The sequence below is a fragment of the Neorhizobium sp. JUb45 genome (assembly GCF_004343585.1).
In the GTDB taxonomy this organism is placed as follows: domain Bacteria; phylum Pseudomonadota; class Alphaproteobacteria; order Rhizobiales; family Rhizobiaceae; genus Neorhizobium.
In genome coordinates, this window is the sequence record NZ_SLYW01000001.1 from 61,422 (window position 1) to 84,035 (window position 22,614).

The following is a 22,614-nucleotide window of genomic DNA, read 5'->3' on the forward strand; positions in this document are numbered from 1 at the left end:
TCTTCCGGCCAATCGGTTAGGGATATCGCTGAAAGCAGGAAAGGTATCGTATGACGGTTTTGGCGCATCCGCTGGTCAAGGGTTTTTACGACGAGCGCACCGGCAGCATCCAGTATGTGGTGGCGGACCCGAAGACGCGGGCCTGTGCGATCATCGATCCGGTGCTGGATTACGACGAGAAGTCGGGATCGACCGCCACCCGTCATGCCGACGCGATCCTTGCCTATATCGAAGCGGAAAAGCTTTCGCTTGAATGGATCCTCGATACCCATCCGCATGCAGACCATTTTTCGGCTGCGACCTACCTGAAAGAAAAGACCGGTGTGCCGACTGCGATCGGTGCCGAGGTGGTGAAGGTGCAGGCGCTGTGGCGCAAGCTTTATAACCTGCCGGAACTCGCCTGTGATGGTTCGCAATGGGACCGGCTGTTTGCCGATGGCGAGCGTTTTGCGATCGGCGAGATGGCGGTGCAGGTGATGCATTCGCCCGGCCATACGCTGGCATCGATCACCTATGTGATCGGTGATGCCGCCTTCATTCACGATACGCTGTTCATGCCCGATAGCGGTTCTGCCCGCGCCGATTTTCCGGGTGGCAGTGCCGAGACGCTTTGGGCCTCGATCGAAAAGATCCTTGCCCTGCCGAATGACACGCGCCTGTTCACCGGTCACGATTACTGTCCCGACGGCCGCGAACCGCTGTGGGAAAGCACGGTTGCCGAACAGAAGGCGAAGAACATTCATCTGCGAGGCGATGGTGCGGATTTCATCGCAGCCCGAAAGGCGCGTGATGCGTCACTGCCATTCCCGAAACTGCTGTTGCATGCGCTGCAGGTCAATCTCAATGCCGGTGCGCTTCCGGCCGAGGAAGATGATGGCCGGCGTTACCTGAAAATTCCGCTGAATGCATTTCCGGATGTGAGCTGGTGACGGCGCGGAATACACGTAATGAGTGCCTTTCTCTGGCGTTGCGCCGCTTATGGTATATTGTTTCGTAGAAAATCATCAGTAATGCAACAAATTTGATTTGATTAAAGTCTGGTTTAATCACCGATTAATCATCTTCGTTCTAGCGTCCGATCGAGCCGATGAGCGGCTTGTTCCAGCGCGATGTCAGCCTCCCCAATTTCCTTCACCCAGTGAGTTTCCGCGACGCGTCACGGAACTCGCCCGCCTCGTGGTGTGCCATGTCTTTTCTGTCTCATGCGAAAATTCGCACGAAAATACTGTCTCTTATTCTGCCGATCTGTGCGGTCGGCATCGCCGGCATCGGCATCATGTCTTACAGCTACAACAACTCCGACGACCGCTATTATTCCTTCATTTCTGAAGACAGCGTGGCGGCGACGGATGTGTCGCGCGCCGCATCCTCGGTCAATTCGATGGCATACAGCGCTTACCAGTTGATGGTGTATGACGCGTCTTCGGAGTTTCGCGAATACGCCGCCAAGAACTACGAAAGCGGCAAGGGCGCCATCTTTGCGCGCTTTGCCAATGCCAAAAAACTGATCCCCGAGCAGACTGCGACGCTTGGAGCATTTGAAGATCGCGCTCGCGTCATCACGACGGAGACCGACAAGGCCGTTGCCCTGATCAAGGATGGAAAGCTTTCCGACGCCAAGGTCATTCTGGCCAGCGTCGACCCGTCGATCGGCAAGCTGCGCGATGATCTGCGCGACTGGAACGTTGCCAATGCCAAGGCCGTCATCGCCGAAGCTGATGCCATCACCACGTCGGTGACCAAGCTGATCATCACCTCGCTGGTCAGCCTGGGCCTGATCTTTGCCGCCAGCATCGTCGCGGCACTGTTCGTTGCCTCGCGCGGTATCTCCAGCCCTATCGACCGTCTGCGGGCGCGGATGATTTCACTTGCCGGTGGCGAGACCGTTTCCGAGGTTCCCGGCATGGAGCGCAAGGACGAAGTCGGTCAGATGGCGCAAGCTGTCGCGGTTTTCCGCAGCAATGCCATCGAGCGCATCAACCTTGAGAAGGAAGCTGCCGCCAACCGCAGCCTGTCCGAACAGGAACGCATCGATCGCGAAGCCGCAAAAGCCCGCGAAGCTGCGGACGTGAAGTTCGCCGTCGACAATCTGGCAGCCGGCCTGTCGCAGCTTTCGGATGGCAATGTCGCCTACCGCATCGAGCACGGTTTTGCCGTCTCGCTGGATGGCGTACGCACCGATTTCAATGCGTCTGCCGCCAAGCTGCAGGATGCACTGAAGAGCGTTGCCAACAATGCCCGCGGCATCGATGCCGGTGCCAACGAGATCAAGGCTGCGGCCGACGATCTGGCCAAGCGTACCGAACAGCAGGCCGCCGCCGTGGAAGAAACCGCCGCCGCGCTGGAAGAGATCACCACCACGGTGAAGGACAGCACCAAGCGTGCACAGGAGGCAGGTGCATTGGTTTCCCGTACCCGTCAGGAAGCCGAGCATTCCGGCGAAGTCGTGCGCCGTGCCGTTATCGCCATGGAGAAGATCGAAAAGTCTTCGGGCGAAATCGGCAACATCATCGGTGTCATCGACGACATCGCCTTCCAGACCAATCTTCTGGCGCTGAACGCAGGTGTCGAAGCTGCCCGTGCTGGCGAAGCCGGCAAGGGATTTGCCGTGGTCGCACAGGAAGTGCGCGAACTGGCGCAGCGTTCGGCCAACGCTGCCAAGGAAATCAAGACCCTGATCAACGCGTCGAACCAGCAGGTTCAGGAAGGTGTCGATCTGGTCGGTGATACCGGCCGGGCGCTGGAAAAGATCGTGGTCGAGGTGCAGGAGATCAACCGTCACGTGGCGGCGATCGTCGAAAGCGCGCAGGAACAGTCCACCGGTCTTCAGCAGATCAACACCGCCGTCAATTCCATGGATCAGGAAACCCAGAAGAATGCGGCGATGGTGGAAGAACAGACGGCCGCAAGCCATGGCCTTGCCCGTGAGGTTGCATCGCTGAGCGAGTTGCTTTCCCAGTTCAAGCTGGGTGAGGCACAGCTGGCCCGCGTTGCCCGCCGCGAAGACGCACCGGTTGCCTCGCCGGCCCGGTCGATGGTGCGCAAGGTCGCCAACGCCTTCAACGGCAATGCCGCCGTTGCCGTCGAGCAGAACTGGACCGAGTTCTGATCTCGTCCCCGGCCTGACGGAAACGGGCCGCCTTGAAGACATTATGATTGAGACAGAGGGGAGCGCCGCAATGCGGTTCTCCCCTTTTTGTCATGCCTGCGGTTTTGCGCGGACAGACTTCGGCCGATGCACAATTGGCAGATCGCATTCGTCAAGTCGGCAAAAATATGTTACTTAAACGGAATTGCCGATTGTCATGCGGCCGGTGGACGCTTAACCAGAAATCACCTGCCAAATGTCAGGCTCGTGATGCCAAGATTTTATATATACACTTATTGATTGCTTTTTATTGATGGTTGCGCGGTTGTGGGCTCTACATTATGCTCGCTTTGTTCCGTTGATCTGTTGGCCGTGTACTCAAGGGATTTCCTGTGAAGTCATTGGAAACATTCGCTCATGAAAAAGGGGAGGTCGGCCGCTATTTCGGTATCGCCGGTGCACCCTGTCTGACGACTGTTCCCGTAAAAAGTGCGTCTCTTACCGTGACGCGGTTGAGAAGAGAAGTTTCGGGCAGTGTGCCGGTTCCCGTGCGGTTACCGGCCGAAAATGCCTATTTCCTCATGCTCTATCTGAGCGATGTCAGTCACTGCGATATCCGTCTGGATGGTTCGCTTACCAAGGCAAAGCTATACCCGCGAGGCTCCGTCTGCCTGGTCGATCTCAAGGAGGGCGCCTCGATCATGCTGCTCTCCCGGCTGGACTCGCTGGCATTCGTTATTCCATACGACCTCTTCGATGAAATGGGTGACCTCCTGAGCGATCTGACGGCCTGCGGTCTGCATTGCCGGCGTGGTGAAGTCGATGCAATGATCGGATATGTGGGGCAAGCATTGCTGCCGCTGTTCGAACGGCCGGATCTGGCTGCGGCGGCGACGCTCAGGCATATGGCCATCGCGCTATGCACCCATCTTCTGCATGATTACGGCCATCTGTCGGGTATGGAGGCGGCGTGCCGCAAACCACCCAGCCTGTTGTCGGATGCGCAACTGAAGGCTGCGAAGGATTTCGTGCTGGAGAACCTGCAGAAGAACCTTTCGATTTCGCTGATTGCCGCCGCCGCCGGTGTTTCGCCCCGGCATCTGTCGGCCGGCTTTCGCGAGGCGACTGGTTACACACCGCATCAATGGCTGATGCATGTCAGGATCGCTCGCGCCAAGGACCTGCTCAGCCAGAGGTCGCTCAGTCTGCAGACGATCGCGCATCGCTGCGGTTTCTCCGACCATAGCCACCTTTCCCGCGCTTTCCTGCGTGAAACCGGGATGTCGCCCGGCGCCTGGCGTGGCTACAGGCTTCAGTGAGCGTTCTGTTGCGGGCGTTTATGAGAGCGTCTTGAAAATGAGATGCCGCATGCGCATCTAAGGCCTACCACCCGTTTCGATAGTTTTCTGCGAGCCCCCTGCGCGTCATGCGTCCAGCGATCGCTTTCGAAACTGTCCGGGTAGGCAAGGGCGCTCCCCGAAAGGGTCGAGCGCCCTTTGTCGTTTCAGGCTTTCGTCTTCTTACGCATGAATGGCCAATGGCCACGCAGCACATAGAAGGCTGCTGCTGCCGACATGATCGCCAGAGCGAACCATGTGAAGATGTAGGAGGCATGGTTGTTGGGGAATTTGATCACCGTCAGTCCACCGACCGGCGCTTGCGGCAGTGCGGGATTTGCCTCTGCATCGATAAAATAGGGTGCAGCCGGAGAAACGCCCTTGGCGGCCGTGATGGCAGCCACATCGCGGGAGTACCAGCGGTCATTGGCGGAATCGTTCTCGCGCAGAAAGCCGCCGCCCGGTTCGCTGATGCGCAACAGGCCGGTGACTTCTGTCTGGCCTTCCACCTGTCCTTCGGCGCGCTTTGAGACGTCACGACGATCGGCGGGAATGAAACCGCGGTTGATCAGGATATGCGAACCGTCGGCGGTGGCGAGCGGTGTTACCACCCAGAAGCCGGGGCCAAGCGCGGTGACGGCCTGAACGAAGCTTTCCTTGTCGTTGAGATAGGTGCCCGAGACGCGAACATGCTTGTATTCGTCGTTTGCGGCAGTCACGCTTTCGGATGCCGGGGGAGGGGCGACCGGTTCGGCGTGGATGCGGGCATCGACGCGGGCGATGAGATCGAGTTTCCAGAACAGTCGCTGCACCTGCCAGGCGCCGAGCGCGGTAGTTGCGGCGGTCACGACCAGCATCGCCACGAACAGGATGATGCGGCCCTTGCCGGCCGGCCTGGAGCTTTCGGATGTATTTTCGGAGGAGGACATGGGCAGTTGTGCCGTCAAACTTTGGCGGCATGTGCCGCAGCATCAAAAGAAAAGGGCGGCCGAAGCCGCCCTTGAAGAACCACCCGTCAGGGCAGGTTTCGCATCATTTCCGGCGACATGGCCGGCATCATGTTGGTGTTCAGGTGGTACATGACCCACAGCGAACCGGCGAGCGCAATGGCGACGATGACGATCGTGAAGATCAGGGCCATCATCGTCCAGCCGCCTTCCGACTTGGTGTTCATGTGCAGGAAGTACACCATGTGAACAACGATCTGGATGGCGCCGAGGATCATGATCGCAGCGACCAGAGCGGCCTTGCTTTCAATCACTTCGCCCATCACCAGCCAGAACGGGATCGCCGTCAGGATGACCGACAGGACAAAGCCGATCACGTAGCTTTTCAGCGAACCGTGGCTGGCCTCGTGACCATGGCTGTGGGCGTGATGCGCATCGTGTGCATCTTCGTGCGAAGGGGCGTTAGAGCTCATCCGACTACTCCCATGAGATAGACAACAGAGAACACGCCGATCCAGACGACGTCGAGGAAGTGCCAGAACATCGACAGGCACATCAGGCGACGACGGTTTTCCGGGATCAGACCGCGCTTGGAGACCTGCACCATCAGCGTGATCAGCCAGATGATGCCGAAAGTGACGTGCAGACCGTGGGTGCCGACCAGCGTGAAGAAGGCCGACAGGAAGGCCGAACGCTGCGGCGTCGCACCCTCGTGGATCAGGTGGTAGAACTCATAGAGTTCCAGACCCAGAAACGCGAGGCCGAACAGACCGGTAATACCGAGCCAGAACAGGGTTTCCTGCTTGGCGCCGCGCTCCATCTGCAGCATCGCGAAACCGTAGGTGATCGACGAGAACAGCAGCATCGCGGTGTTGATGGCGACGAGCTTCAGGTCGAACAGGTCGGCCGGCGAAGGGCCGGCCGCATAGTTGCGGCCGAGCACGGCGTAGGTGGCGAACAGCACTGCAAAGATCAGGCAGTCGCTCATCAGGTAGAGCCAGAAACCCAGATTGGTGGAATTTTCCGGGTGGTGGTCTTCCGTCAGGTAGAATTCCGGCTTTTCGGCCGTCTGTGTGTTGATCTCACTCATGTTCAGGACACCTGCTTTGCAAGCAATTCAGTGCGCTTGCCTTCCGTCGCGATGACTTCTTCCACGGGGATGTAGAAATCGCGATCATAGTTGAAGGTATGGGCGATCGAGACTGCGATGATGCCGACGAAGGCAACGATGGCGAGCCACCAGATGTACCAGATCAGGGCGAACGCCAGGACGACGCTGAGACCGCTGAGGATGGCACCCGTGCCGGTGTTCTTCGGCATGTGGATCTTGCGGAAGCCTTCGGTCGGGCGAACGTAACCGCGCGCCTTCATGTCATCCCAGCTGTCGTGGTCATAGACGATCGGGGTGAGCGCGAAGTTGTAGTCCGGCGGCGGCGAAGACGTTGCCCATTCCAGAGTACGGCCGTTCCACGGGTCGCCGGTGACGTCCTTCAGCTGTTCGCGCTTGAAGTAGCTGACGACGAGCTGGATGACGAAGGAGGCGATGCCGAGAGCGATCATACCGGCGCCACAGGCAGCGATGATGAACCAGATCTGCAGGGACGGATCTTCGAATTGGCTGACGCGGCGGGTGATGCCCATCAGGCCGAGAACGTAGAGCGGCATGAAGGCGAAGAAGAAGCCGATCTGCCAGAACCAGAAGGACATCTTGCCCCAGAAAGGATCGAGCTTGTAGCCGAAAGCCTTCGGGAACCAGTAGGTGACGCCCGCCATCAGGCCGAACAGCACCCCGCCGATGATGACGTTGTGGAAGTGGGCGATGAGGAAGAGCGAGTTGTGGAGCACGAAGTCGGCCGGCGGAATTGCCAGCATGACGCCGGTCATACCACCGATGACGAAGGTGACCATGAAGCCGACCGTCCAGTACATCGGAACTTCGTAACGGATACGGCCGCGGTACATCGTGAACAGCCAGTTGAACATCTTCGCGCCCGTCGGGATCGAGATGATCATCGTGGTGATGCCGAAGAAGGCGTTGACCGATGCGCCCGAACCCATGGTGAAGAAGTGGTGCAGCCATACGAGGTAGGACAGAACCATGATCACACAGGTTGCGTAGACCATCGAGGCATAACCGAACAGGCGCTTGCCGGAGAAGGTCGCAACGACTTCGGAGAAGATACCGAAGGCCGGCAGGACGAGGATGTAGACTTCCGGGTGGCCCCAGATCCAGATCAGGTTCACGTACATCATCGGGTTACCGCCGAGGTCGTTCGTGAAGAAGTTGGTGCCGACGTAACGGTCGAGCGACAAGAGCACGAGGGTTGCGGTCAGGATCGGGAAGGTGGCGACGATCAGGATGTTGGTGCAGAGCGAGGTCCAGGTGAAGACAGGCATCTTCATGAAGCCCATGCCCGGAGCGCGCATCTTGACGATGGTGGCGATCAGGTTGATGCCGGAAAGCGTCGTGCCCACACCGGCGACCTGAAGGCCCCAGATGTAATAGTCGACACCGACGCCCGGGCTGTAATCCGCGCCCGAAAGCGGCGGATAGGCCAGCCAGCCGGTGCGTGCGAATTCACCGACGAACAGCGAGATCATGATGATGATTGCGCCGGCCGTGGTCATCCAGAACGAAAAGTTGTTCAGGAAGGGGAAGGACACGTCGCGTGCGCCGATCTGCAACGGCACGACATAGTTCATGAAGCCGGTGACGAACGGCATGGCCACGAAGAAGATCATGATCACGCCGTGGGCGGTGAAGATCTGGTCGTAGTGGTGAGAGTTGAGATAACCCTCGTTGCCGTTGAAGGCGATGGCCTGCTGGATACGCATCATCACCGCATCCGCGAAGCCGCGGAACAGCATGATGATGGCGAGGATGATGTACATGATGCCGATCTTCTTGTGATCGACGCTGGTGACCCAGTCCCGCCACAGCGGAACCCACCATTTCATGTAGGTAATGAGGCCGACGACCGCGATGCCGCCAAGGGCAACCGCGAAGAAAGTCATGATGACAATTGGTTCATGGGGGATGGCATCAAGTGTCAGCCGCCCAAAAATCCATTTGGCAAGGTCAGGATTGGAGAACATGGAGTAACCCGTTCATTGATTTCTTAAAGGGACGCGACGCGCCAGATTCAATTGCTGTTGAGCTGGGCCGGTGCCGGCGTCCCATTGTTGCTTTCGGCTGGTGCCGCCGAATGGCCTTCGTGCGGAGCAGGTTCGCTGCGGGCCGGTTCGCCGGTGGCCGGAACGGTGTCACCCATGCCGGAACCGGTGCCGTGGCCGACTTCGCCAGCGTGGCGGTTGTCGTATTTCAGCTTTTCGCGGTTCTCGTGGCTTTCAACGCCAGCGCCGCCCATCATGTCGATATGCATCATTTCGTTCATGCACATCTTGCCGGGGGTAACGCACATGTTGCGAACGCGGTTATAGAGGCCATCCTCGACGGTGGCGTAATAACGAACGGGTTCGCGTTCGCTCGGCTTTTCAAGCTTCAGGTAGGCGTCGCGGCTCAGCGCGGTGCCATTCTGCTTTACGCGGGCGATCCAGCCGTCGAAGCCGTCATTGGTGACGGCGTGGAACTTGAAACGCATGTGCGAGAAGCCGGCGCCCGAATAGTTGGCCGACAGACCATCGAACACGCCTTCCTTGTTGATGACGGCGTGCAGCTTCGTTTCCATGCCCGGCATGGCGTAGATCATGCCTGCCAGCGCCGGAACGTAGAACGAGTTCATCACCGACGATGCGGTGATCTTGAAGGTGATCGGGCGATCGACCGGTGCTGCCATCTCGTTGACGGTGGCAACACCGTATTCGGGATAGAAGAACAGCCATTTCCAATCGAGCGCGACAACTTCCACTTCCAGTGGCTTTGTCTCGGCCGGGATCGGGCGCTCTGCATCGAGCCGGTCCAGCGGACGGTACGGATCGAGCTTGTGGGTGCTGATCCAGGTGATGGCGCCGAGTACGATGATGATGGCCAGCGGAGCCGACCAGATCACGACTTCGAGGCGCGTAGAATGATGCCAGTTGGGCTCATATCGCGCCTTGGTGTTCGAATGGCGATAATGCCATGCGAAATACAGGGTCAGGAAAAGTACCGGTACGATGATGAGAAGCATCAACAGCACGGATACGACGATGAGATCCCTCTGCTGCGCCGCAATATCCCCCGAGGGTGACATGACGACCATGTCACAGCCGGCAAGTGCGAGGGGGATGGCGAGCGCACAGAGGCGAGAAACAAGCTTCAACAACCTAGGCATCTTTCTGTTCGAAATTCGCATTTGTTTATTTTGACTAATGCAGCGTCGCCGTAGCCTCTATGAGGTGTTTCGTCGCATCGCAACAAAAAATGCGCTTGCGCAAGGGAACGAACGACGTCGAAAATCATTCCGTGACGCATAAGCCCCACACCGCAGGCGTTTTCCAAATAAGGCGGGAATGGGGCAAAGCCAAGGCGGAAGGGCATTTGAAGTTAGTCAAATAATCTAAATCTGCATGACTTTATCAGAATGTTCTTGATTGCTGGCCGCATTCACCGACATCATCTCTTTGTTGGTACCGGAATTGAAAGCGAAGGAGGACGCAATTCATGACCGCTGTCGCAATACCCTCGTCGACGTCTGCCGAAAATGACGTCAGGCATATGCATGAGGACAAGCCGGTCTCGCCTGGCAATATCGCCATCGGCGTCGTCATCGGCCGCATGTCCGAATTCTTCGATTTCTTCGTCTACGGTCTCGCATCCGTTCTGGTGTTTCCGCGTCTGGTGTTTTCGTTCGCGCCTGATCCGGTCACCGCAACGCTCTATTCGTTCGCCGTCTTTTCGCTGGCATTTCTGGCCCGCCCGGTCGGCTCGGTCGTGTTCATGTGGATCGACCGCGTTTATGGCCGCGGCACCAAGCTGACGACGGCGCTGCTGATCCTTGGCGGATCAACCGCATCGATCGCCTTTCTGCCGAGTTACGAAACGGTTGGCATGTGGTCGGTGATCCTGCTGGCGATATTCCGTATGGGCCAGGGCTTTGCGTTGGGAGGCGCATGGGATGGTCTGGCCTCGCTTCTGTCGTTGAACGCACCGAAAAATCGGCGTGGCTGGTATGCGATGATCCCGCAGCTCGGCGCACCGATCGGTTTTGCGATGGCCAGCATGCTGTTCGGCTATTTCGTCGCCAACCTGTCCGACGCGGACTTTTTGAGCTGGGGCTGGCGTTACCCGTTCTTCGTGGCTTTTGCCATCAACGTCGTGGCGCTGTTTGCGCGGCTTCGTATCGTTGCCAGCAAGGAGTTTGGCGCACAGCTGGAAAACCATGAGCTGGAAGCGCGTCCGATACTGGAGACGCTGAACAAGCATGGTCGTGACATCATGCTCGGTGCCTTCGTGCCGCTGGCAAGCTTTGCGATGTTCCATCTGGTGACGATCTTTCCGCTCAGTTGGGTGACGCTTTACGGTGGCCAGCCGGCGGCAGGGTTCCTGTTCGTGCAGATTGCCGGTGCCGTCGTCGGCGTCATGACTATCATCCTGTCGGGCATGCTGGCCGACCGGATCGGCCGTCGCGGCCAGTTGCTGATCGGGGCGATCATCATCGCCATCTTCAGCTTCACCGCCCCGTTCCTGCTCGATGCGGGTCCGGCCGGACAGGATGCGTTCATCATCATCGGTTTCGGTATTCTCGGCCTGTCTTTCGGCCAGGCCTCCGGCTCGGTGTCGTTCCGGTTCAGCCAGGGGTATCGCTACACCGGTGCCGCCTTTACGTCCGACCTTGCCTGGCTGGTCGGGGCAGGTTTCGCGCCGCTGGTGGCGCTCGGTCTTGCCAGCAATTTCGGTATCATCTTCATCGGTGGTTACCTGATCTCCGGCGCGATCTGTACGCTCGTCGCACTCGGCCTCAGCCGGGCGCTGGACAACAGTTCGGATAGTGCCGGCACGGTGTGACCGACATTGCCATTGGATATGACGAAAGCCCCGGCGGTTACCCGCCGGGGCTTTTGCTTTGACGTCATGCGTTTGTGGTTCAAGCCTCGCCGGGGGTGAAGCCCAGCAGATAGATGCCGGCAATCACGATGGCGATGAGAAAGATTGTGATGACGAATTTGACCATGCCGCGACGGGCCTGCGGTTGGCTGTTTTCCATGAAGCTGCTCCTCGCTGTTTGAAACCGGTGGCCTTCGAAAAGGCATCGCATGGTCAACCCGATGAGAGCCGAGAAGTTCCGCTGTTGCCGATCAAGGCATGCAGGCGACGCAATGATATGAATAGGGGAGGAGGCGCCGAGCACCGAAACGTCTGCTGATCAAGTCGCTATTTGCGACGTTGCGGGGGAGGTTCGGAACATCCGGATCCCCCGCGATCAATTGCAGGTGGCCTTACCCGGTAAGGCGGGCCAAGAAATCCTAGCTGTTCAACCAGAGCGGCATAGAAAGCCATGCGACCGTCACAGCCATTCCGATGATCCAGCCGAAAACCTCAAGACGTATTTTGGCGTTCATGGCTGCTCCTTTGCGGCTCAGCTTATAACGCCTTATCTGCCCCAAGGTTTAATCACTTACCGCAACACCGCGTTACAATCGGAGAACGTTGGCCTGGCTTCACCGGCTCTTCAAAAACGATTTTGGCTCGATCGGAAAGGCGTCTGCGACGACGTTCAGCTTACTGACAAACTGGGGAACAGCCAGCCGATATGCGCGGACGCTTCAGTGACGCCGGGATAGGCCCAGAGCAACCAGCGAGCGGCGAGAACTGCGGCGAACAGCAACCCCATGACAATCCAAGGCTTCATGATCGTCCTCCGTCACGTCCAGTAACGATCATTAATATCGGGTGATTGGCCTCAAATTGCAAACCGGCGCCGATCACAATCGAAGGAGGTGATGAAGGTGCCTTGTCCCTTGCGCCTTTTCTGCGAACAGACCATGCAATGACATTCTCATGAAAAAGGCCCTGCCGTTTCCGGAAGGGCCCTGGGTTCATTACCACTCGCGATATTCGCGATAATCTCTGTCGCGGCGATGCTCCCGCCATTCTCTGCGTTCGCGGCGTTCACGCCATTCCCTGCGTTCGCGGCGTTCACGCCATTCCCGGCGATCACGTCGGTCTCGCCAGTGCTCGTGCCGATCCCAGCGGCGCTCATAACGCGGTGGTGGCCGATTGGGCCGGCAGAAGCCGCGGGGAGACAGGTGAAAACCACGTCCGCAGGCATAATCAACATTCTGCACCGCTGCTGCTGCTGGTGCTGCCGGTTGCCCGATCGGCATCGCGTTGGCGCCGCCGCCAAGCAGTGTTCCGAGAACGATTCCGGCGCTCAAAATCAATCCGCGCATGTCATATCCCTCCTTTTGGGGTGAGGGGATTTGGCACCTTGGGCGGTGAACCGTGAATGAATGAAGTGTGATTGTTTCGTGGCCGGATTTCGGCGATTTTTGGGACCGGCTTTGCCGGACTGGCGGTGTCGTCGTGGGCGGGAGAAGCGGCAGGCCCAAAACGAAAAAACCCCGCGTGAGCGGGGTTATTCTGGCTGGTCGGAGTGGCAAGATTCGAACTTGCGACCCCCACGTCCCGAACGTGGTGCGCTACCAGACTGCGCTACACTCCGTGTCCAGCGGGGGTTTCTATAATCGAGCCGCTTGTCTCGCACAAGCGGTAAAGCGAATAATTTTCGTATTTTTTGTGACAGTGTTTCGGTCGCATCCGAGATCGCCTGCAAATTAGCCTTTATGCAGAATTTCGTAATAAGCGCAGTGGGTTGGCGGCACTTGACGATCGTCAGTTCATCGTCCCTCGGTATCCGTTGGAAGCGTTTTCTGCTGCCGAAACGAGCCGCGGCTACGGCTCATTTCTCGTGGTAATAATTGGAAAACTGGCTGTGATAATACTCGTTGGAGCCATGCTGGCCGTAGAGCTTCATCTTTTCCATATCGACCTTGTTGAGGATGACGCCGATGCACTTGGCATGCAGTTCGGCATCCGAAAACAGCGTGTTGCGGACAACGGCCGGCGAGGTTTCGCCCCACTTCACCACCATGACGATGGAATCCAGCATCGGGCTGATGGCGCGGGCATCGACGACGGCGCCGAGCGGCGGCAGGTCGACGATGATGTAGTCGAAATTGCGCCGCAGCGTTTCCATGATCCGGCCCATGACCGGCGATGCCAGAAGATCGGAAGAATGCGGCACGCGACGGCGCACCACTGCCGGCAGGAAGGCGAGGTGGGTCTGCGGATCGAACATCAGCGTCTGGTCGAGCGGCTCGTTATTGGTGAGCGTTTCCAGAATGCCGCGTTCGGCATGCATGGCAAGGGCACGCGTCGCACCCGGATTGCGCAGATCGGCATCGATGAGCAGCGTGCGCGAGCCCTGCATGGCGAGCAGGCCGGCAAGATTGGCGGAAATCGTCGTCTTGCCTTCGCCGGGCAGGGCAGAGACGACGCCGATCACCTTTGCACCTTCACCGGAGAAAGACAGGTCGGCGGCGATCTTGGCGCTTCTCAGCGTTTCAGCAAATTGCGACAGCGGATGGTCCACGCAATAGCGATAGGCGTTGTTCAGCGGACGAATGACGCCGGGGCGTGCCGGTTCGCTGCTGTTGGACGGTGGCGGCAGATTGGTGAGGAGAGGGGCAAGGCCCAGATATTCCAGCCCCAGCTGGTCGCGCACCTGATCGCCGGTGCGGAAAAAGCGGTCGCGGAACTCTCGAAAGCCGCCGATCGAGGCGCCGACCATCAGGCCGAAGAATGCAAACAGCACCATCAGCATCGGCTTGTTGGGCTTGCTCGGCTTGATCGGCGGGGTGGCTTTGGTGATGACGCGCGCTTCCGTCACCGGGAAGGATTGCTGCTGCAGGGCTTCCTGATAACGGGCGAGGAATGTCTGATAGAGGGTCTTGTAGCTTTCGGCCGAGCGTTCCAGCTCGCGCAGCTGTACCTGTGTTTCACCGGCAAGCGCCGAGACCGAGGTGGAGCTGGCGACGCTTTCCTCCAGCGATTTCTGCTTGGCGCGGGCGACGTCGAGTTCGCTCTGATAGCTTTCGGCGATGCGGCCGAGCTCCTCGAACATCTGCTGTTCGTATTGCTCCATCTCGCCGCGCAGGCGGATGGCCTGCACATGGTTCTCGCCGAATTTCTGGGAAATCTCGGCCTGCTTGCGGGATGCCGTGAGATATTTGTCGCGCAGGTTGGCGGAAATCGAATTGACCAGCGCATCGGTCACCAGCGCATCGGAACGGCGTTCGTTGACGATGGTGCGGATGCGATTGTATTTCGCCAGCGCGCGGGCGGTATCGGCCTGTGCCACGATCAGCGAGCTGTTGAGTTCCGACAGCTGCTGCTCATTGACGAGCAGGCCATCCTTGGCGGCGATCAGGCCGTTGTCGCGGCGGAATTTCTGCACGGCAAGGTCGGAATCCATCACCTGCTGTTTCAACTCGGCCAGACGCAGTTCCAGCCATTCACTGGCGCGGCGGGTGGAATCGAAACGCGCATTGAACTTGTCCAGCAGATAGACGCTGGCATAGGTGTTGGCGATCTCGGAGGAAAGCTGGGCGGAGGCCGAAGTGTAGCCGAGATTGATGACATAGGACTGGCCGCTGCGCGCCACTGCCATGTTCTTTTGCAGAACGCTGCGGGCGATGGCCCTGTTGTCTTCCTCCACCTCGGCGTCGGAGCGCAACCACTGCATGACGTTGAGAGGCCCGAGCAGTTTGCCGATCGAAAAACCGGATGCGCCCATGAAAGACGGGTTCTGGGTGAGGTTCAGCTTGTCGATCACCAGATCGGCGACGCTGTCGGACTTGATGATTTCCAGCTGGCTGAGAATGGTCGCCTCGTCATCCACCGTGACGCGCGACTGGGTTTCCGTCATGTCGGTGACAACGCCGCTATTGCCACGATCCATGATCAGGCTGGTATAGGCGGTGAATTGCGGCACTGTCGTCGAGACATAGGCAAAGCCGAGGCCTGCGAAAACGACGACCATCGCCGCCATGATCAGCCATTGCCGGCGGATCATCGACAGAATGGCGTCGAAATCGATCAGAGTGATTTCCGGATCACTGGCTCCCTGGTCTTGCTGGAACGAGAGCTGGTCTGGCATCCTCATCAAGTACTCCTCATGGCCCTTCGAATGACTGGCATTCAGCCCGTAACGTCACGGGCAAGGATCTGGGTTTCATCTGAAGCTGCCGCTATGGCGGCCACGATCGTGGCGACATTCGCCCGGTCTTTCGTTGAAGACGCAATCATCATGCCATCTCTGACGAAATTAAGGAAATGGCCCTGGCAATGCCAAAGGAAACATGCCGGGGCCATTTTCTGCATCATTTTACGCTTCGCCAGCAGTCCTGAGGACTGCGGCTTAGCTGTCAATCGGCCGTGTTGAGGCCGATGCCGTGATAGGCAAAGCCGTGCTTTGCGACTTCCGCCGGGCGGTAGATGTTGCGCAGGTCGACAAGGACCGGGCTTTTCATCATGCTCTTGGCACGCGGCAGGTCGAGCGCACGGAACTGGTTCCATTCTGTCACGATGACGATGGCATCGGCATCGGCGATCGCCTCATAGGGACCGGCAACATATTCGATGTTCTCGATCAGCTTTTTGGCGTTCGCCATGCCTTCCGGATCGTAAGCGGCAACGGTCGCGCCACCATCCTGCAGGGTCTGGATGACGGCAATCGCCGGGCTATCGCGCATGTCGTCGGTGTTCGGCTTGAAGGTGAGGCCGAGCACGGCGATCTTCTTGCCGCGCACGTCGCCTTCCAGCGCCGAGATGACCTTGCGGCCCATGGCGCGCTTGCGGTTGTCGTTGATCGAGATGGTGGTCTCGATCAGGCGCATCGGGCTTTCGTGGTCCTGCGCGGTTTTTGCCAGCGCCAGTGTGTCCTTGGGGAAGCACGAACCACCGTAACCCGGGCCGGCATGCAGGAATTTTGCGCCGATACGGCCATCGAGACCGATGCCGCGCGAAACATCCTGCACATTGGCGCCGACCTTTTCGCACAGATCGGCGATCTCGTTGATGAAGGTGATCTTCATGGCGAGAAAACCGTTTGCGGCGTATTTGATCAGTTCCGAGGTGCGGCGGGCGGTAAACAGCAGCGGCGCCTGGTTGAGGTAGAGCGGGCGGTAGACTTCGGTCATGACGCCGCGGGCGCGGTCGTCGTCGAGACCGATGACGATACGGTCGGGACGCTTGAAGTCCTCGATGGCCGCACCTTCGCGCAGGAATTCCGGGTTGGAAACGACGGCGATATCGGCGTTCGGATTGGCTTCCTTGACGATGCGCTCGACCTCATCACCGGTGCCGACCGGCACGGTCGACTTGGTGACGACGACGGTGAAACCGGTGCAATGCTCGGCGATTTCCTTCGCTGCGGCATAGACATAGGAGAGGTCTGCGTGACCGTCACCGCGACGCGACGGCGTGCCGACGGCGATGAACACCACGTCCGCATCCTTGACGCTGTTGGGCACATCCGTGGAGAAGGTCAGACGGCCGGACTTCACGTTTTCGGCGACGATCTGGTCGAGACCCGGCTCGTAGATCGGCATCACGCCCTTTTCGAGCGCGTCGATCTTCGACTTGTCTTTGTCGACGCAGATGACGTCATGGCCGAAGTCCGCAAAGCAGACGCCGGAGACGAGACCGACGTAGCCAGAACCGATCATGGTGATACGCATATTCCCTCGCGTGTTAGGACTAGGTTGATGCTGCAGCGCGGCATTATTGTGTCATATTCTGTTTCAGGACAACGACAAAAAGCCACTTTCTGACAGAGAATTCGATTGTGGGCGTGACATAGCTGGGGCGTAAGTCCGTTCTTTCAATCCGATTTTTTTATCACACCTGCCCGTCAGGCGAAATTAACCCTTGTCGAGTGACTTTTCTGCCGCAGAATGGGCAAGTTGACGATCCATCATATTTGTGACGGCTTTTATGTCTTTGATACAAAAATGTTTTATTTGCGTCCTATGATCATGGCGGGGTTGCGTGATGAAGCGTGAGGCAATTTTCGCCTGTGAGCAGAAATTCACCTTTGTTTCCAATTATGGTCACTTTTTAAATATCTGAGTCACCCTTGCCATACGCTTTTGGACGCCTAATTCCGGCCGGCGGGGTGGTGAAGAAAGGATGAACCGGGAAAGTTGACAGTTAGGCAGAAAATGTTGCTTCGCAGCATAAAAAGTGCAAACCTGCCGCTACGGTCATTGCTGAATGAAACGAATTCAAGCTGCCGGAGGGCCTTTCAAAAGGTCGCCGGACACTGAAAATTCTCAAGAGGCAAGCATGTCGGCTGCCTCTGTCCGAACTGCCTTTTCGTTGAAAAGGGTTTTCAAGAAACTGACGGGTGCGCAATGAAGATCGAGAGATTGCCTCTGGCCGGGCTGGCCAAGATTATTCCGACGCGACTGGGCGATCATCGCGGCTATTTTTCAGAAGTTTTCAAGGATGGCTGGTTCCGCGAGAATGTCGCGGACGTCACCTTCGTGCAGGAAAACGAATCCCTTTCGGCAACGGTCGGCACGGTGCGCGGCCTGCATTTCCAGCTGGAACCGTTTGCGCAGGGCAAGCTGGTGCGCTGCCTTGCGGGCAAGATATTTGATGTCGCCGTCGATATCCGCGTCGGTTCCCCGACCTATGGTCAGTGGTATGGCGCCGAGCTTTCCAAGGAAAATGGCGAGCAGCTCTGGGTGCCGGCCGGTTTTGCCCATGGTTTTGCCACGCTCGAGCCCGACAGCGTCATCTTCTACAAGGTGACGGCACCCTATAGCGCGGAAAACGATCGTGGCCTTTTGTGGAATGATCCGGCCATCGGCATCGAATGGCCGTTGCCGCTCGACAATGCGGTCCTGTCCGACAAGGACAAAAAACAGCCGGCGCTGGCGGATCTGCCGCCGTCCTTCCAGTATCGATAAGAACAGGAGCAGACCCCATGCGAATTCTCGTCACCGGCGGAGCAGGTTTTATCGGTTCGGCACTCGTGCGGCATCTGGTCAAAAACGTTGGCGCCGAAGTGCTCAATGTCGACAAGCTGACCTATGCCGGTAATCTCGCTTCGCTGAAAGAGATCGAGGGCGCTTCGAACTACCAGTTCCTGCAGGCGGATATCTGTGATCTGCAGAAGATGTCGGAGGCGATGACCTCGTTCAAGCCGGACCGCATCATGCATCTGGCGGCAGAAAGCCATGTCGATCGCTCGATCAGCGGTGCCGCCGATTTCGTGCAGACCAATGTCATGGGCACGTTCTCGCTGCTGGAAGCCGCCCGCCATTACTGGAACGACCTGTCGCCTGCACGGAAAGAGGCTTTCCGTTTCCTGCATGTGTCGACCGACGAGGTGTATGGCTCGCTCGGCGACGAAGGCCTGTTTGAGGAAGTCACGCCTTACGATCCGTCATCGCCCTATTCAGCTTCGAAAGCCGCGAGTGACCATCTGGCGATCGCCTGGCATCGCACCTATGGCCTGCCGGTGGTGGTGTCGAACTGCTCCAACAATTACGGCCCGTACCATTTCCCGGAAAAGCTGATCCCGCTGATCATTCTGAACGCCATGGATGGCAAGCCGCTGCCGGTCTACGGGCAAGGCGTCAATATCCGCGACTGGCTTTATGTCGAGGATCACGCCCGCGCGCTCGACCTGATCGCATCGCGTGGCCGTCTCGGCGAAAAATACAATGTCGGCGGCCGCAACGAGCGCCGCAATATCGATGTCGTCAAACGCGTCTGCTCTCTCATGGACGAACTTCGCCCCAAGGCTACGCCGCATGCCGACCTGATCACCTATGTCACCGACCGGCCGGGCCATGATGCGCGTTATGCCATCGATGCCACCAAGCTGGAAACGGAACTGGGCTGGAAGGCGCAGGAGAACTTTGACAGCGGCATCGAGCGCACCGTGCGCTGGTATCTCGACAATGAATGGTGGTGGCAGCCGCTGCGTCAGGGTGTCTATTCCGGCGAGCGTCTCGGCGTTCTGAAGAAGGGGTGATGCGCATGCGCATAGCCGTCACAGGAAAACAGGGACAGGTGGTGACCGCGCTGATCGAGCGTGGACCTCAAGCCGGTGTCGAGATTATCGCCGTCGGCCGGCCGGAACTGGATCTGGCCGATCCGGCCTCGATCCGCCGTGTTCTTGCCGAACTGAAGCCGGATGCGATCGTGTCTGCGGCCGCCTATACGGCGGTCGACAAGGCCGAGAGCGAGCCGGAACTGGCCTTTACCGTCAATGCCAAGGGACCGGAAGCGCTGGCGCATATCGCTGATGAACTGGGTATTCCGGTCGTGCATCTGTCTACCGATTACGTGTTTCCCGGCGATAAGGATGGTATCTATCTGGAGACGGATGCCACGGGGCCGGTGTCTGTCTACGGACAGTCGAAGCTGGCGGGCGAAGAGGCGATTGCGGCAGCAGCCGCCAATCATACCATCCTGCGCACCGCCTGGGTCTATTCTCCCTTTGGCGCCAACTTCGTGAAGACGATGTTGCGGCTGGCGGAAACCCGCGATGGTTTGAATGTCGTTGCCGACCAGCACGGTACGCCGACGAGTGCGCTCGACATTGCCGATGCGGTAATCGCCATTGCCAAACGTCTGGCGACCGATGCCGATCCCAAGCTTCGCGGTGTCTTCCATCTGACCGGCAGCGGAGAAGCCACCTGGGCGGATTTTGCCGATGAGATCTTTGCCGGGCTGAAGGCCAAAAGCGGCAAGACCATCACCGTCGGCCGCATCACTACCGATCAATACCCGACGCCGGCAAAACGGCCTGCCAATTCGCGGCTGTCGAATGACAAGCTCGCCAAGACTTACGGCATCGTGATGCCCGACTGGAAACAGTCGACGGCGGTGGTGCTCGACCGGCTTCTGAGCGAAGCGAACAGTTGAACGACCAAAAGCCTTTGCGCCTTCCCGGCGCATGGCATTCCAGCGATCGGCGCGGACCTGCAAAAATGTCCGCCCTCACACGAAGGAAAAAGCATGAAGGGTATCATTCTCGCCGGCGGTTCCGGCACGCGGCTTTACCCCATCACCATGGCCGTCTCCAAACAGCTGATGCCGGTTTATGACAAGCCGATGATCTATTATCCGCTGACCACGCTGATGCTGGCCGGCATCAGGGAAATCCTGATCATCACCACGCCGCATGACAACGAGGCCTTCAAGCGCCTGCTCGGCGATGGCAGCCAGTGGGGTATCTCGATCGAATACGCTGTGCAGCCAAGCCCGGATGGTCTGGCGCAGGCTTTTGTCATCGGTGCGGATTTTGTCGGCTCCAACCCGTCGGCGCTGATCCTCGGCGACAACATCTATTACGGCCACGGCCTGCCGCAATTGATGCGTCCGAAGGACGGTACGGACAAGGGCGCGCGTGTGTTTGCCTATCACGTCACCGATCCGGAGCGTTACGGCGTGGTCGAGTTCGACCAATCGATGAAGGCGCTGTCGATCGAGGAAAAGCCGGCCGAGCCGAAGAGCAACTGGGCGGTCACCGGTCTTTATTTCTACGACGAACAGGTCATCGACATCGCCGCCAACCTGAAGCCGTCGCCGCGCGGCGAGCTTGAGATCACCGACGTCAACCGCATCTATCTCGAGCGCGGCCAGCTTTCGGTCGAACTGATGGGCCGTGGTTATGCCTGGCTCGATACCGGTACGCCGGACAGCCTGCTGGATGCCGCTGATTTCGTCGGCACGCTTGAAAAGCGTCAGGGATTCAAGATCGCCTGCCCGGAAGAAGTCGCCTACCGCATGGGTCATATCGATGACGCCCAGCTGGAGAAGCTTGCCGTCAAACTCGGCAAGAGCAATTACGGCCAGTACCTGATGAAGCTTGCAAAGACCAAATACGACCTGGGCTTTTGAGGCCAGACACGTTGAGAATAACGCCCTTTGGGAGGAGGGCGACCCGACCGGCAGACAGCAATCCGGCAACAAACTTGAGGTGTGAATGCGTATTCTGGTGATCTCGGCGATGTTCCCGCCCAATATTCTCGGCGGTGCGGAAATTTCGGCGTTCAACCTCACGACCTGGCTGCAGAAACAGGGCCACGAGATCGGCGTGCTGACGGCTGCCAAGTCGCCGGACGAGGTGAAGTACGGCGAAATGGTCGATGGCATGAAGATCTGGGCGCTCTACATGCCGAGGCCTTACCCGATCTTCAAGCAGGGCCGGGGCGTTTCGAAATACAAGAAGCCGCTCTGGCACCTGCAGGACCATCTCGATCCGCGCAATCCCAAAATGGTTGCCAAGGTTCTGGACGAGTTCAAGCCGGATTTCTGCAATGTGCATTACATCACCGGTATCGGCCATAATGTTCTGCCGGAACTGGGCAAGCGCGATATCCCGGTCATGTATGTGATGCCGGACATGGCGCTCTCCTGCGTCAAGCTGACGATGTTCGTCGATGGCAAGACCTGCGAGACCCAGTGCGGGCCGTGCAAGATGTCGGCCGGTTACAAACGTCGCGGCATCCGCGCCATGCGCCGCATCGGCTTCTGTTCCCCCTCTAGGGCGAACCTGGAGCGCAATGCGATGTTTCAACCGCTGGCCGATTACCCGATGGCGCATATTCTGAACGCCAACAAATATCCGCCGCCGACAAAGGCGCGCGAACCGAGCAATGACGTGCGTTTCGTTTATGCTGGACGTCTGGAATCCGCCAAGGGCGTGGATGTTCTGCTAGAAGCCGCCGAGGAACTGGCTGAAAAATGGCCGTTCAGCTTCAAGGTGGTTGGTTCCGGTGCCGATGCCGATGCGCTCAAAGCCCGGTTCGGGCATCACAAGTGGCTGGAATTTACCGGCCATGTGCCGTTGCAGACGGCGATCGACAATATCGGCGGCAGCGATGTGCTCTGCATTCCATCGATCTGGATGGAAAATTCGCCGGGTGTCGTCATCCAGGCGCTGGGCATGAGTGTGCCTGTCATCGGCAGCCGCGTCGGCGGCATTCCGGAACTGGTGCAGCACGACGAGAACGGCATTCTGGTGCCGCCGGGTGACAAAAACGCCTGGCGTGATGCGTTGGAAGAAGTGCTGGCCGATCGCGAAAAGCTGGAACGCTACAAGTCCAATGCCGCGTCCAAGGCAGGCGAGTTCGATCAGGACTATCTCGGCGGGCGCTATCTCGAGTTCATCGATCAGATCAAGAATTTCGACGGGCGGGTGGCCGTTTGAGGCCATTTTGCAAATTCCATGCGTCGCATGCGGTTTCGGCTCCAAGGCCGAAAGAAATGTGCAAA

The 22,614-nt window shown here is 58.5% G+C and carries 19 protein-coding genes and 1 tRNA gene; 9 read left to right on the top strand and 11 right to left on the bottom strand.

Annotated elements, in window-relative coordinates:
• The first annotated feature begins 50 nt into the window (after window positions 1–50).
• The 3 genes from EDF70_RS00225 to EDF70_RS00235 all read left to right on the top strand — a co-directional run bounded on the left by EDF70_RS00225 (window position 51) and on the right by EDF70_RS00235 (window position 4,407).
• A complete protein-coding gene (locus EDF70_RS00225; protein ID WP_132271255.1) occupies window positions 51–929 on the top strand; it encodes an MBL fold metallo-hydrolase in 879 nt (292 codons plus the stop codon).
• Window positions 930–1,186: 257 nt separating this feature from the next.
• Window positions 1,187–3,109 carry a HAMP domain-containing methyl-accepting chemotaxis protein gene (locus tag EDF70_RS00230; RefSeq protein WP_132271256.1) on the top strand — a complete coding sequence of 641 codons (1,923 nt, stop codon included), beginning with the start codon at window positions 1,187–1,189 and terminating at the stop codon, window positions 3,107–3,109.
• A 371-nt stretch (window positions 3,110–3,480) separates the two neighbouring features.
• Window positions 3,481–4,407, top strand: coding sequence for an AraC family transcriptional regulator (locus tag EDF70_RS00235; protein WP_245518972.1), 927 nt, complete (start codon window positions 3,481–3,483; stop codon window positions 4,405–4,407).
• A 185-nt stretch (window positions 4,408–4,592) separates the two neighbouring features.
• On the opposite strand, the gene EDF70_RS00240 is transcribed toward EDF70_RS00235, so the two are convergent.
• The 5 genes from EDF70_RS00240 to cyoA form a co-directional block, all read right to left on the bottom strand.
• Entirely contained in the window at window positions 4,593–5,354 is a 762-nt protein-coding gene (locus EDF70_RS00240) for an SURF1 family protein (protein ID WP_132271257.1), read from the bottom strand.
• Between the two features lie 86 nt (window positions 5,355–5,440).
• Complete coding sequence (gene cyoD / locus EDF70_RS00245; RefSeq protein ID WP_132271258.1) at window positions 5,441–5,845, bottom strand: cytochrome o ubiquinol oxidase subunit IV; 405 nt, start codon at window positions 5,843–5,845, stop codon at window positions 5,441–5,443.
• Window positions 5,842–6,462 carry a cytochrome o ubiquinol oxidase subunit III gene (gene cyoC / locus EDF70_RS00250; protein ID WP_132271259.1) on the bottom strand — a complete coding sequence of 207 codons (621 nt, stop codon included), beginning with the start codon at window positions 6,460–6,462 and terminating at the stop codon, window positions 5,842–5,844. Before cyoC ends, cyoD begins: the two co-directional genes overlap by 4 nt.
• A 2-nt stretch (window positions 6,463–6,464) precedes the next feature.
• Window positions 6,465–8,468, bottom strand: a complete 2,004-nt coding sequence (gene cyoB, locus EDF70_RS00255) for a cytochrome o ubiquinol oxidase subunit I (protein ID WP_132271260.1) — start codon at window positions 8,466–8,468, stop codon at window positions 6,465–6,467.
• Between the two features lie 47 nt (window positions 8,469–8,515).
• The gene (gene cyoA / locus EDF70_RS00260) at window positions 8,516–9,646 is read right to left on the bottom strand and encodes a ubiquinol oxidase subunit II (RefSeq protein ID WP_132271261.1); all 1,131 of its coding nucleotides are present in this window, start codon (window positions 9,644–9,646) and stop codon (window positions 8,516–8,518) included.
• 329 nt (window positions 9,647–9,975) lie between these two features.
• On the opposite strand from cyoA, the gene EDF70_RS00265 reads away from it, so the two are divergent.
• Window positions 9,976–11,319: an MFS transporter gene (locus EDF70_RS00265; RefSeq protein ID WP_132271262.1), complete on the top strand. Its 1,344-nt coding sequence runs from the start codon at window positions 9,976–9,978 to the stop codon at window positions 11,317–11,319.
• A gap of 709 nt (window positions 11,320–12,028) precedes the next feature.
• On the opposite strand, the gene EDF70_RS30575 is transcribed toward EDF70_RS00265, so the two are convergent.
• The 6 genes from EDF70_RS30575 to EDF70_RS00290 all read right to left on the bottom strand — a co-directional run bounded on the left by EDF70_RS30575 (window position 12,029) and on the right by EDF70_RS00290 (window position 17,054).
• Window positions 12,029–12,163, bottom strand: coding sequence for a hypothetical protein (locus tag EDF70_RS30575; protein WP_281033511.1), 135 nt, complete (start codon window positions 12,161–12,163; stop codon window positions 12,029–12,031).
• Window positions 12,164–12,353: 190 nt separating this feature from the next.
• Complete coding sequence (locus EDF70_RS00270; RefSeq protein WP_132271263.1) at window positions 12,354–12,704, bottom strand: hypothetical protein; 351 nt, start codon at window positions 12,702–12,704, stop codon at window positions 12,354–12,356.
• A gap of 195 nt (window positions 12,705–12,899) precedes the next feature.
• Window positions 12,900–12,976 (bottom strand) — tRNA-Pro (locus tag EDF70_RS00275).
• A 237-nt stretch (window positions 12,977–13,213) separates the two neighbouring features.
• Complete coding sequence (locus EDF70_RS00280) at window positions 13,214–15,478, bottom strand: polysaccharide biosynthesis tyrosine autokinase (RefSeq protein ID WP_132271264.1); 2,265 nt, start codon at window positions 15,476–15,478, stop codon at window positions 13,214–13,216.
• A gap of 35 nt (window positions 15,479–15,513) precedes the next feature.
• The gene (locus tag EDF70_RS00285; protein ID WP_132271265.1) at window positions 15,514–15,699 is read right to left on the bottom strand and encodes a hypothetical protein; all 186 of its coding nucleotides are present in this window, start codon (window positions 15,697–15,699) and stop codon (window positions 15,514–15,516) included.
• Between the two features lie 41 nt (window positions 15,700–15,740).
• Window positions 15,741–17,054: a UDP-glucose/GDP-mannose dehydrogenase family protein gene (locus EDF70_RS00290; RefSeq protein ID WP_132271266.1), complete on the bottom strand. Its 1,314-nt coding sequence runs from the start codon at window positions 17,052–17,054 to the stop codon at window positions 15,741–15,743.
• 675 nt (window positions 17,055–17,729) lie between these two features.
• Here EDF70_RS00290 and rfbC point away from each other — a divergent pair.
• From rfbC to EDF70_RS00315, 5 genes are all read left to right on the top strand, one after another.
• Window positions 17,730–18,290: a dTDP-4-dehydrorhamnose 3,5-epimerase gene (rfbC, locus tag EDF70_RS00295; protein ID WP_132271267.1), complete on the top strand. Its 561-nt coding sequence runs from the start codon at window positions 17,730–17,732 to the stop codon at window positions 18,288–18,290.
• A 17-nt stretch (window positions 18,291–18,307) separates the two neighbouring features.
• Window positions 18,308–19,363 (top strand): dTDP-glucose 4,6-dehydratase, encoded by a 1,056-nt coding sequence (rfbB, locus tag EDF70_RS00300; RefSeq protein WP_132271268.1) that lies wholly within the window; start codon window positions 18,308–18,310, stop codon window positions 19,361–19,363.
• A gap of 5 nt (window positions 19,364–19,368) precedes the next feature.
• On the top strand, window positions 19,369–20,259 hold the full coding sequence (rfbD, locus tag EDF70_RS00305; protein WP_132271269.1) for a dTDP-4-dehydrorhamnose reductase: 891 nt from the start codon (window positions 19,369–19,371) through the stop codon (window positions 20,257–20,259).
• Window positions 20,260–20,352: 93 nt separating this feature from the next.
• Window positions 20,353–21,237, top strand: coding sequence for a glucose-1-phosphate thymidylyltransferase RfbA (gene rfbA, locus EDF70_RS00310; protein WP_132271270.1), 885 nt, complete (start codon window positions 20,353–20,355; stop codon window positions 21,235–21,237).
• Window positions 21,238–21,322: 85 nt separating this feature from the next.
• Window positions 21,323–22,549 carry a glycosyltransferase gene (locus tag EDF70_RS00315; protein WP_132271271.1) on the top strand — a complete coding sequence of 409 codons (1,227 nt, stop codon included), beginning with the start codon at window positions 21,323–21,325 and terminating at the stop codon, window positions 22,547–22,549.
• Window positions 22,550–22,614: the final 65 nt, after the last annotated feature.

Bases quoted from the DNA above. Each gene is read 5' to 3' on its own strand.
- EDF70_RS00225 (WP_132271255.1), top strand. From the start codon at position 51: ATGACGGTTTTGGCGCATCCGCTGGTCAAGGGTTTTTACGACGAGCGC.
- EDF70_RS00230 (WP_132271256.1), top strand. From the start codon at position 1,187: ATGTCTTTTCTGTCTCATGCGAAAATTCGCACGAAAATACTGTCTCTT.
- EDF70_RS00240 (WP_132271257.1), bottom strand. From the start codon at position 5,354: ATGTCCTCCTCCGAAAATACATCCGAAAGCTCCAGGCCGGCCGGCAAG.
- cyoD (WP_132271258.1), bottom strand. From the start codon at position 5,845: ATGAGCTCTAACGCCCCTTCGCACGAAGATGCACACGATGCGCATCAC.
- cyoC (WP_132271259.1), bottom strand. From the start codon at position 6,462: ATGAGTGAGATCAACACACAGACGGCCGAAAAGCCGGAATTCTACCTG.
- cyoB (WP_132271260.1), bottom strand. From the start codon at position 8,468: ATGTTCTCCAATCCTGACCTTGCCAAATGGATTTTTGGGCGGCTGACA.
- cyoA (WP_132271261.1), bottom strand. From the start codon at position 9,646: ATGCCTAGGTTGTTGAAGCTTGTTTCTCGCCTCTGTGCGCTCGCCATC.
- EDF70_RS00265 (WP_132271262.1), top strand. From the start codon at position 9,976: ATGACCGCTGTCGCAATACCCTCGTCGACGTCTGCCGAAAATGACGTC.
- EDF70_RS30575 (WP_281033511.1), bottom strand. From the start codon at position 12,163: ATGAAGCCTTGGATTGTCATGGGGTTGCTGTTCGCCGCAGTTCTCGCC.
- EDF70_RS00270 (WP_132271263.1), bottom strand. From the start codon at position 12,704: ATGCGCGGATTGATTTTGAGCGCCGGAATCGTTCTCGGAACACTGCTT.
- EDF70_RS00280 (WP_132271264.1), bottom strand. From the start codon at position 15,478: ATGAGGATGCCAGACCAGCTCTCGTTCCAGCAAGACCAGGGAGCCAGT.
- EDF70_RS00285 (WP_132271265.1), bottom strand. From the start codon at position 15,699: ATGATGCAGAAAATGGCCCCGGCATGTTTCCTTTGGCATTGCCAGGGC.
- EDF70_RS00290 (WP_132271266.1), bottom strand. From the start codon at position 17,054: ATGCGTATCACCATGATCGGTTCTGGCTACGTCGGTCTCGTCTCCGGC.
- rfbC (WP_132271267.1), top strand. From the start codon at position 17,730: ATGAAGATCGAGAGATTGCCTCTGGCCGGGCTGGCCAAGATTATTCCG.
- rfbB (WP_132271268.1), top strand. From the start codon at position 18,308: ATGCGAATTCTCGTCACCGGCGGAGCAGGTTTTATCGGTTCGGCACTC.
- rfbD (WP_132271269.1), top strand. From the start codon at position 19,369: ATGCGCATAGCCGTCACAGGAAAACAGGGACAGGTGGTGACCGCGCTG.
- rfbA (WP_132271270.1), top strand. From the start codon at position 20,353: ATGAAGGGTATCATTCTCGCCGGCGGTTCCGGCACGCGGCTTTACCCC.
- EDF70_RS00315 (WP_132271271.1), top strand. From the start codon at position 21,323: ATGCGTATTCTGGTGATCTCGGCGATGTTCCCGCCCAATATTCTCGGC.